Origin of the sequence: Streptomyces yaizuensis (assembly GCF_034961445.1) — a bacterium.
Lineage (GTDB): Bacteria > Actinomycetota > Actinomycetes > Streptomycetales > Streptomycetaceae > Streptomyces > Streptomyces yaizuensis.
In genome coordinates, this window is sequence record NZ_BSBI01000030.1 from 1 (window position 1) to 9,486 (window position 9,486).

General features: G+C 73.1%; 8 protein-coding genes. 7 read left to right on the plus strand and 1 reads right to left on the minus strand.

The genetic code is table 11. The features are described 5' to 3' along the window. Positions 1-377 precede the first annotated feature (377 nt). A complete protein-coding gene (locus SYYSPA8_RS36970; RefSeq protein WP_323451868.1) occupies positions 378-1,046 on the minus strand; it encodes a hypothetical protein in 669 nt (222 codons plus the stop codon). 731 nt (positions 1,047-1,777) lie between these two features. Here SYYSPA8_RS36970 and SYYSPA8_RS36975 point away from each other — a divergent pair. The 7 genes from SYYSPA8_RS36975 (at position 1,778) to SYYSPA8_RS37005 (ending at position 8,790) form a co-directional block, all read left to right on the plus strand. Then, entirely contained in the window at positions 1,778-2,260 is a 483-nt protein-coding gene (locus SYYSPA8_RS36975) for a CarD family transcriptional regulator (RefSeq protein ID WP_003953493.1), read from the plus strand. A gap of 296 nt (positions 2,261-2,556) precedes the next feature. Next, positions 2,557-3,312: a 2-C-methyl-D-erythritol 4-phosphate cytidylyltransferase gene (gene ispD / locus SYYSPA8_RS36980; protein ID WP_323451869.1), complete on the plus strand. Its 756-nt coding sequence runs from the start codon at positions 2,557-2,559 to the stop codon at positions 3,310-3,312. Further along, positions 3,299-3,796, plus strand: a complete 498-nt coding sequence (ispF, locus tag SYYSPA8_RS36985) for a 2-C-methyl-D-erythritol 2,4-cyclodiphosphate synthase (RefSeq protein WP_323451870.1) — start codon at positions 3,299-3,301, stop codon at positions 3,794-3,796. The genes ispD and ispF overlap by 14 nt, the downstream gene beginning before the upstream one ends. A 198-nt stretch (positions 3,797-3,994) precedes the next feature. Then, positions 3,995-4,399, plus strand: coding sequence for a PPOX class F420-dependent oxidoreductase (locus tag SYYSPA8_RS36990; protein ID WP_323451871.1), 405 nt, complete (start codon positions 3,995-3,997; stop codon positions 4,397-4,399). 104 nt (positions 4,400-4,503) lie between these two features. Beyond that, positions 4,504-5,904, plus strand: a complete 1,401-nt coding sequence (gene cysS, locus SYYSPA8_RS36995) for a cysteine--tRNA ligase (RefSeq protein ID WP_323451872.1) — start codon at positions 4,504-4,506, stop codon at positions 5,902-5,904. A 142-nt stretch (positions 5,905-6,046) separates the two neighbouring features. Next, positions 6,047-6,997, plus strand: a complete 951-nt coding sequence (rlmB, locus tag SYYSPA8_RS37000; RefSeq protein WP_323451873.1) for a 23S rRNA (guanosine(2251)-2'-O)-methyltransferase RlmB — start codon at positions 6,047-6,049, stop codon at positions 6,995-6,997. A gap of 185 nt (positions 6,998-7,182) precedes the next feature. Further along, positions 7,183-8,790 carry a DoxX family membrane protein gene (locus SYYSPA8_RS37005; RefSeq protein WP_323451874.1) on the plus strand — a complete coding sequence of 536 codons (1,608 nt, stop codon included), beginning with the start codon at positions 7,183-7,185 and terminating at the stop codon, positions 8,788-8,790. The last annotated feature ends 696 nt before the right edge of the window (positions 8,791-9,486 follow it).

Consider the following 9,486-nt stretch of genomic DNA (forward strand, 5'->3'; position numbering starts at 1 on the left):
CCTCAAACGCCGGCGGGGCTGGATTTGTTCGGGTGGTCCCGGCGCACCGTGTGGTGCGGGTTGGTGGTGGCCTCCGGGCTCACCTCCTCGGGGTCGGCGGACCGAAGGCCCACGGTCAGCGCACGCCGGACTTACCGCCGATCCCCTGCGGGGGCGACCCTGCACCCCCCACCCACACAGCCAGCACAGCAGACCGGTACCCCGAGCCGGGGGAAAGAAAGGGTGCGGGACCCCGTACCGACGCGGCCTGGGCCACCGGGACCCCGGACGAGCGCACCGCACACGTACCGACACGGGCGGGCAGCCGGGCGCGGGCCCGGGGAAAAGGGAGGGCCCCGCCGGAGGTGTCGGCGGGGCCCGGTGGGTTGGCGCGGGCGTCAGCCCGTCGTGGCCGGCTGCGACGCCTCGTCGGACGCCGGCGCCCCGGGCTCGCCCGAAGCCTCACCGGAGGGCCCCGTCGACGCGGAGGCCGCCGGCTTCGGGGCCGCGGGCGCGGGGGACGGTGCCGAGCTGGGGCCGTACTCCTTGAAGTAGCTCTCCGCGGGCACCACGAAGGCGTCCAGCTTCACCTCGCCGGTCTCGCTGAAGCCGAAGGAGATCTTCCGGACCCCGCCGAGGTCCTGGGTGAGCGCGGCGCCGTCCTCGATGACCGCGGTCCCGTTGCCCTTGCCGCCGATGACGACGATGCCCTGCGCGGGCACGACGACGGGGCCGGCGCCCTTGGCCGGGGTGAGCTTGACCGGGCCGGCGTCCTGGACGGCGATCGACTCGACCGTCTGGGCCTTGGTGCCCTTGTTGATGATCGTCACGGAGACGGCGGCCGGGCCCGCCTGGCCGGGCTTCGGCTGGGTGATGATGTTCGCGTTCTCGACGCTGAGGGTGTCGACGGTCACCGCCGGGTTGTCCGGCTTCACGCCGAGCGACTGCGCGTTGTTGCCCGCGCCGCAGGCGGTCAGGGCGGTGAAGGACAGCGCGACAGCGGTCAGGGCGAGGGCGCCGCGCCGAAGGCGAGGGGCGCCCCCGGTCGGAGTTTGGGGGAGGCTCACGGCGGCGGCATCTCCTTGTGCGTAGCGGAACTGGCAGGCGACGAGTCGTACGAACCGGGACAATCCCGGTCCCGGTCGCGTCAGTTCGCGATACCGCCCGAGATCACCACAGTTCGGCGATCAGATTACAGAGGCGCCGCCCGGCGGTCTCACCCGACCCGCCACTTGGGGGTACGGCCCGCTCCGGTACCTGCTCCGATACCCGTTCCGCCGCCGGTCGCAGGCGTGGCGTTCGCCACATCGCGGGTCCGGGCCCCCGGGCGGCAGGGGGTCCTCCGGCCGGAGGGTGGGGGCGCTCCGGAGGTCCCGTGGAAGTCCCGATCCGGTGTTTCGGGAGCCGTTCCCATTCCCCGGATGATCAATTTCCCGGACCGGCCCGCATTCCTCGATTTCGGATTCGCCATGAGTGCGGTGATCAATTTCGGATTTGGCCGGGCGGTCGTCCGTACGGGTGAGCGACCGCCGAACGGAGTACGGGAAGTTCACCGCCTGGAACCCGGCAAACCGGGACGTTCAGCCATGTCCGACCCCTCCAGGGCCGGTGTAACGTACGCCTTTCCCCTCCCCCGTGCAGCCGCTCCGACCTGCGAATACCCCCTTCCGGAAGGCGTCCGCAGCACGTTCCCATCGTTGTTGTCAAGCCCTGAGATATGCCCTGACCTGCGAAAACGCCATTCAGTAGAAGCTGTATCCGTGTTACCCTGGATAGCCACGGAAGGGGTACCTGTCACATGACGTTCAAGGTTGGCGACACCGTGGTCTATCCCCATCACGGGGCCGCGCTGATCGAGGCCATCGAAACTCGCCAGATCAAAGGCGTGGACAAGACCTACTTGGTGCTCAAGGTCGCCCAGGGCGACCTGACGGTTCGTGTGCCGGCTGACAACGCCGAGTTTGTCGGTGTGCGGGACGTGGTCGGCCAGGACGGGCTCGACCGGGTCTTCGAGGTGCTGCGCGCACCGTATGCGGAGGAGCCCACGAACTGGTCCCGCCGCTACAAGGCAAACCTTGAGAAGCTCGCCTCCGGCGATGTCATCAAGGTCGCCGAAGTCGTCCGAGACCTGTGGCGTCGCGAGCGCGAGCGCGGGCTTTCCGCCGGTGAGAAGCGGATGCTCGCGAAGGCGCGGCAGATCCTGGTGAGCGAGCTGGCGCTCGCCGAGAACACCAACGAAGACAAGGCCGAGGCGCTGCTCGACGAAGTCCTCGCGTCCTGACGCACGGCGCACCAATGCCGCGGTGCCCGCTGACGTGCCATGATCACCTTTGATCACGGTGCTGTCGCCGGGCGCTGCGGCATGTTCGTATCCCGCGTATCCCGCGTATCCCGCGTAGCCCCTAGGGGTGTCGCACCACAGCGGTCCCGTACGCGGCACCTGAGACGCCGTGGTGTGCCGGGCTCGGGCGGCTGGCGCAGACCGTCGTCACGGAAGGGTCCGTCAAGGCGTCGCGCCCGGCACGCTGTGGCCATACCCATGTCGGCCGAGGAAACAAACCTGCCGGAGTGCAACCGATGTCGAACGTCCCGCTTCCGCCCCGCACCGCGGCCGTGATCCCCGCCGCCGGCCGCGGCCTGCGACTGGGCCCCGGAGCCCCCAAGGCGCTCCGCACGCTGAGCGGAACCCCCATGCTCGTGCACGCCGTACGGGCGATGGCCGCGTCCAACGCCGTCTCGCTCGTCGTGGTCGTCGGCCCGCCCGACGACACCGTCGCCGTACGGGGCCTGCTCGCCGATCTCGCCCTGCCCGACCGTACCGAGGTCGTCGTCGTCCCCGGCGGTGAGAACCGCCAGGAGTCCGTCCGGCTCGGCCTCGACGCGCTCCCGGACGACATCTCCGTCGTCCTCGTGCACGACGCGGCCCGCCCCCTCGTGCCCGTCGACACCGTCGACGCGGTCATCGAAGCCGTCCGCGACGGCGCCCGCGCCGTCGTCCCGGCGCTGCCCCTCACCGACACCGTCAAGGAGGTCGACCCCCGCGAAGGCGCGGCGAAGGGCGAGCCCGAGCCGGTCGTCGCGACCCCCGAGCGGTCCCGGCTGCGCGCCGTGCAGACCCCGCAGGGCTTCGACCGGGAGACCCTGGTCCGGGCCCACGGCACCGCCCCGGCCGAGGGAGAGGGCGCCACCGACTGCGCCGGCCTCGTGGAGTCGCTGGGCGAGCCCGTCGTGGTCGTTCCCGGCCACGAGGAGGCGTTCAAGGTGACCCGTCCGCTCGATCTCGTACTCGCCGAGGCTGTACTCGCCCGCAGGAGGGCCAATGACGGTTTCTGACCCCTTCCCGCTGCCGCTCGTCGGCATCGGTACGGACGTCCACGCCTTCGAGGCCGGGCGCGAGCTGTGGTGCGCCGGGCTTTTGTGGGAGGGCGAGGACGGCCTCGCCGGGCACTCCGACGGCGACGTGGCCGCCCACGCCGCCTGCGACGCCCTGTTCTCCGCCGCCGGCGTCGGCGACCTCGGCGCGCACTTCGGCACCGACCGCCCCGAGTGGTCCGGCGCCTCCGGTACGACCCTGCTGGCCGAGGCCGCGCGGATCGTCCGGGCCGAGGGGTACGAGATCGGCAATGTCGCCATCCAGGTCATCGGCGTACGCCCCAAGATCGGCAAGCGCCGGGACGAGGCGCGGAAGGTCCTCTCCGCCGCCGTCGGGGCCCCGGTCTCCGTCTCCGGGACCACGACCGACGGACTCGGCCTGACCGGCCGCGCGGAGGGCCTGGCCGCCATCGCCACCGCGCTGGTCGTCCGTACCGCGCGCTGAGCCGGGCGCCCACCCGGCCCGTCGGACCGGCGTCCGGCGGGCCGGGTGTGCTCCGTACGCCGGTACGGGGGGTAGGACCGGCCGCGAAGGGGTAGTGCACCCTGCGGCCCCGCCCCCCCGGGGCCCTGCGGCCCCGCCCCCCGGGGCGCCCGCGTCACCCCCGGGCGCGCCCGCGCCCGCCCAGCAGAAAGGTTCCGGATGACCGCCACGCTCTCGGACGCCGTGAAGTCGCTGATCGACTCACCCGTCTTCGTGAACATCGCCACCATCCAGCCCGACGGCAGCCCCCAGGTCTCCCCGGTCTGGGTCAGACGCGACGGCGACGACCTCCTCGTCTCCACCACGATCGGCCGCCGCAAGGAGCAGAACCTGCGCCGGGATCCCCGGGTGACGGTCCTGCTCCAGCCCTTCGACGCCCCCTACACGTACGCCGAGATCCGCGGCACCGCCACGCTCACCACCGAGGGCGGCCAGGAACTCATCGACGAGCTGTCCGTCAAGTACACCGGCAAGAGGTACGCCGAGTTCAACCCGGCGGCGGCCCAGGACGCCCCCCGGGTGGTCGTCCGGATCACCCCGCGCAAGGTCGTCGGACGCCTCTGATGCCGGGCCGTGCGCCCGGACCGGGGGGACGGCGGCCGGCGGACTCCACCCACCCTGTACCCAAGGGTCGCGGGGCACCGCCGTCCGCCCACTACTCTGGTGGCGTGACTATTCGCCTGTACGACACCGACGCCCGGCAGATCCGTGACTTCACCCCGCTCACGCCGGGCTGCGTCTCGATCTACCTCTGTGGTGCGACCGTGCAGGCCGCTCCGCACATCGGGCACATCAGGTCGGGCCTCAACTTCGACATCATGCGCCGGTGGTTCGAGTACCGGGGCTACGACGTGACCTTCGTCCGGAATGTCACCGACATCGACGACAAGATCATCAAGAAGTCGGCCGAGCAGGGCCGCCCCTGGTGGTCCATCGGCTACGCCAACGAGCGCGCCTTCAACGACGGCTACCAGGCCCTCGGCTGCCTGCCCCCGACCTACGAGCCACGCGCCACCGGCCACATCACCGAGATGGTCGAGATGATGCGCGGCCTGATCGAGCGCGGCCACGCCTACGAGGCCGACGGCAACGTCTACTTCGACGTCCGCTCCTACCCCGACTACCTCCACCTCTCCAACCAGGACCTGGACGGGCTGCGCCAGCCCTCCGGCGAGGGCGAGACCGGCAAGCGCGACCCCCGCGACTTCGCCATGTGGAAGAGCGCCAAGCCCGGTGAGCCCAGCTGGGAGACGCCCTGGGGCCGGGGCCGCCCCGGCTGGCACCTGGAGTGCTCCGCCATGGCCCACAAGTACCTCGGCACGGCCTTCGACATCCACGGCGGCGGGCTCGACCTGGTCTTCCCGCACCACGAGAACGAGATCGCGCAGGCCAAGGCGTACGGCGACGACTTCGCCCAGTACTGGGTGCACAACGCCTGGGTCACCATGAGCGGCGAGAAGATGTCCAAGTCGCTCGGCAACTCGGTGCTCGTCTCCGAGATGGTCAAGCACTGGAAGCCCATCGTCCTGCGCTACTACCTCGGCACCCCGCACTACCGCTCCATGATCGAGTACAGCGAGGAGGCACTGCGCGAGGCCGAGTCCGCGTTCGCCCGGATCGCCGGCTTCATGCAGCGCGTCTCGGAGAAGGCCGGCGGGCCCGTCGAGCCCGCCCCCGAGGTCCCCCTCGCCTTCGCCGAGGCCATGGACGACGACCTCGGCGTCCCGCAGGCCCTCGCCGTCATCCACACCACGGTCCGCCAGGGCAATTCCGCCCTCGCCGCCGACGACAAGGAGAGCGCGGTCGCCCGCCTCGCCGAGGTGCGCGCCATGCTCGGCGTCCTCGGCCTCGATCCCTTCGACCCGCACTGGGCCGGGGAGACCGAGGGCGGCGAAGATCTGCACGGAGCGGTCGACACCCTCGTACGCCTGGTGCTCCAGCAGCGCGAGGCGGCCCGCGGCCGCAAGGACTGGGCCACCGCCGACGCCATCCGCGATCAGCTCCAGCAGTCCGGACTGGTCGTCGAGGACGGCCCCGAGGGGCCCCGCTGGAGCCTCGCCCCCCGCTGAGGCGGGCCCCGAGGGGCCCCGCCGAGCAGGACGAATGTGCCGCCCGGCCCTCCGGGCGGCACACTGTCATACGTACACCCCAGACGTACGTGCGCACTCACAGACGCATACGCGTACGACGATCCGAGAACAGGTAGCAGTCATGGCCGGGAACAGCCAGCGCAGGAACCGCCGCACGTCCAACAAGAAGGGCGCGCAGGTCGGCAGCGGTGGCAAGCGACGCCGCGGCCTGGAAGGCAAGGGCCCCACCCCGCCCGCCTCCGCCCGCAAGGGGCACGTCAAGAGCCGGGTCGCCAACGCCAAGGCGAAGCAGGCCGCCCGCCGGCCCGTCGCCCGCCGGGGCGGCAAGGGCAGCTCCGAGATGGTCGTCGGCCGCAACCCCGTCTTCGAGGCGCTGCGCGACGGCGTGCCCGCCACCATGCTCTACGTCCAGCAGTTCATCGACAACGACGAGCGCGTGCGCGAGGCCCTCCAGCTCGCCACCGCGCGCGGCAACCTCCACATCATGGAGGCGCCCCGCCCCGAGCTGGACCGCATGACCAACGGCCTCAACCACCAGGGCCTGGTCCTCCAGGTCCCGCCGTACGAGTACGCGCACCCCGAGGACCTGGCCGCCTCCGCCGCCGACCACGGCGAGGACCCGCTGATCGTCGCCCTCGACGGTGTCACCGACCCGCGCAACCTCGGCGCGGTCGTCCGCTCCGTCTCCGCCTTCGGTGGCCACGGCGTCGTCGTGCCCGAGCGCCGCGCCGCCGGTATGACGGCCGGCGCGTGGAAGACCTCCGCCGGCACCGCCGCGCGCACCCCGGTCGCCCGCGCCACCAACCTCACCCGCGCCCTGGAGGCCTACCAGAAGGCCGGTCTGACCGTCGTCGGGCTCGCCGCCGACGGCGAGCACGAGGTCGGCGACCTGGAGGCGCTGGGCGGCCCCGTCGTCGTCGTGGTCGGCAGCGAGGGCAAGGGCCTGTCCCGCCTCGTCGGCGAGACCTGCGACTACCTCGTCCGCATCCCCATGCCGGGCGGCGCCGAGTCGCTGAACGCCGGTGTCGCCGCCGGTGTGGTGCTGTACGAGGCGGCCAGGCGCCGCGCCTGATCCCGCGCGCCCGCCGCTGTGACGGGCCGGCCCTCCCCGGAGGGCCGGCCCGTTCGCACGTCCGGACGCGGCGTGCCGCGTTGACGTACCGGAATATGCCTCTCCGGGCCGCTCACCAGCCTTGACGGGTCTCGGACAGATCGGGCCCGGCATGCCAGTGTCCAAACCCGGTGTCACTCGGTTAGATGAGTGTGGACACCAGAACGCCCCGGCCCGGGTTCGATGATCAGCCCGCGCTGAGCATGGTCAAGGTCGACTGCGATCCCGCGCAGGTCATCGTGAACCACGCCAGCTTCCGGGTGCGGCTCGCGCAGAGCCCGCGCCCCGCACGCGCCTTCGCCCCGACCCCGCGCGTACCCGCCGCCGCGGGCGCGGCGGGCCGGCGCCGCGCGCCCGTCGTCTGGAGCGGCAGATCCGAGCCCGGCGACACGGGCGCGACGGGGCTGCTCCAGGCCGTGCGGAACAGCACCGCGACCGCCGAACGCGGCGGACACCGCGACTCGGCCGTCGGCGCCACGCAGGTCATCCCCCGGATCGACCTCGACCGCGAGCATCCCTTCACCGGCGACGAGACCGCACCCGTCCCGGTGGCCGCCGGACCGCTGCTCCCACCGATGCGGCAGGCCGTCGGCGCGTACGACGCCTACCCGCCCGACGACCACGGGCCCTACGACGGCGGCTTCGGCCACCTCGGGGGGCCCCTGGACCCGGACCGCGCGGACCGCGCCGGACGCCCCGGAGCGGACCCCGTCCGGCACGCCTACTACCCCGGCCGCCGGATGAACCTCGGCGTGGTCCTCCTCCCGCTGCGGATCTTCCTCGGGCTGATCTCCGTCTACGCCGGCATGGGCAAGCTCACCGACCCCGTCTACTTCGACGGCGGCGAACGCGGCTCCATGGTGAAGTGGCTGACCTCCCTGCACCCCTGGCCGCTCGCCGAGCCGCTGCGGGACTTCGCCCTCTCCCACCCGGTCGGGGCCGGGCTCACCGTCGCCTTCCTCCAGGTGGTCGTCGGCGTGCTCACGGTCCTCGGACTCTGGCAGCGGGTCGCCGCCGTCGTCGGCGCCCTGCTCTCCGCCGCGCTGATCCTCACCGTCAGCTGGCGGACCGTCCCCGCCTACGACGCCCCCGACATCATCTTCCTCGCCGCCTGGTCACCGCTGATCATCGCGGGGGCGCCCGTCTACTCCGCCGACGGCCGGCTCGCCGGGGAGGCCTGGCGCACCCTCGGACCCCGCTCCCAGCTGTGGGAACTGCGCCGCAGAGTGCTCCGCAGGGGAGCCGTCGTCGCGGCCGTCGTCGTCGGCCTCACGCTGCTCGTCGGCTCCGTACTGGGCGGCGCGGTCCGCTCCTCCGACATGGTCACCGTGCCCCGCCCCAACCAGGACCCCACCAACCACCTGCCCGGCTCGCCCCTCCCGAAGGACCGGCCCTCCGGGGACCGCTCCTCCTCGGAACCGGGCAGCCGCGAGCGCGGCACCCCGTCGCCGTCCGCCAGCAGCTCCGGCACGACCCCGCAGGAACGGTCCCCGGAGCCCTCCGCCGGGGTCGCCGCGGACACCGGCGCGGTGGGGCGGCCCAGCGAGAGCCAGGGCGCGGGGCAGCGGCAGGCACCGCCGACCGCGCCGGCCCGGCAGCCGGTGCCGCCGCCGGTGCGGTCGGGGCCGTCCGAGGGGGGCACGGGCGGCGGCACCGGCAGCGCGCCGGGCAGCAGCCCCGCCCGCTCCGACACACCCTCGGGCTCCGACGGGCCGACGGGCCCGGCCCGCGTGATCGGCGGCCTTCTCGGCTGACGCCTCGGCCTCCCGGACCCCCCGGGGTACCGGCCGCCCGCGCCTGGACGGGTGTGGCCCTTGCGCTGTCCGACCCGCGTCGGTACGGGGTCCCGCGCCTGTACGAAGGTGACCTCGCGCTGCGTGGCCCGCGTCGATGCGGGCGGGGTGCGCTCGTCCAGGGCTCGGCCCTGCCCGGCCGCGTCGGTACGGGGTCCCGCAGCCTCCTTCCCCCCGCCCGGGGGTACCGGCCGCCCTCCGGCTGGTCCGTGGGTGGGGGTGCAGGGTCGCCCCCGCAGGGGATCGGCGGAGGCCGACCCGAACGGAACTTGGTGAGTACGCTCGCCGACCCCGAGGAGGTGAGCCCGGAGGCCCCGCCAACCCGCACCACTACCCGGGCCGGGTCGACCCGCACAAAAATCAGCCTCGTGGGGGTCCCCCCGGACGGAGTCTGGGGGAGTTTGAGGCGCGGGGGCCTCGGGGGCTGGCCCCCGACGATCACCCGAGCACATCCAGCCGGTCCGGCGATTGAGGACGGACCAGCACCCTGCCCCGCCGCACAGGCGAACCTGCGGGTCCGTCGTCGGGGACCAGTCCCCGAACCCCTGCGCCTCAATCGCCGGCGGGGCTGAATTTTGCCCAGCTCGCCGCAGGGGCGGACAGGTTCTCGGGCACATGGCATGTGCGGCCCCGTGTCGGGGGCCAGCCCCCGAGCCC

Excerpts from the sequence above, each read along its gene's own strand:
- ispD (WP_323451869.1), top strand. The coding sequence starts at position 2,557 with ATGTCGAACGTCCCGCTTCCGCCCCGCACCGCGGCCGTGATCCCCGCC.
- ispF (WP_323451870.1), top strand. The coding sequence starts at position 3,299 with ATGACGGTTTCTGACCCCTTCCCGCTGCCGCTCGTCGGCATCGGTACG.
- rlmB (WP_323451873.1), top strand. The coding sequence starts at position 6,047 with ATGGCCGGGAACAGCCAGCGCAGGAACCGCCGCACGTCCAACAAGAAG.
- SYYSPA8_RS36990 (WP_323451871.1), top strand. The coding sequence starts at position 3,995 with ATGACCGCCACGCTCTCGGACGCCGTGAAGTCGCTGATCGACTCACCC.
- SYYSPA8_RS36975 (WP_003953493.1), top strand. The coding sequence starts at position 1,778 with ATGACGTTCAAGGTTGGCGACACCGTGGTCTATCCCCATCACGGGGCC.
- SYYSPA8_RS37005 (WP_323451874.1), top strand. The coding sequence starts at position 7,183 with ATGAGTGTGGACACCAGAACGCCCCGGCCCGGGTTCGATGATCAGCCC.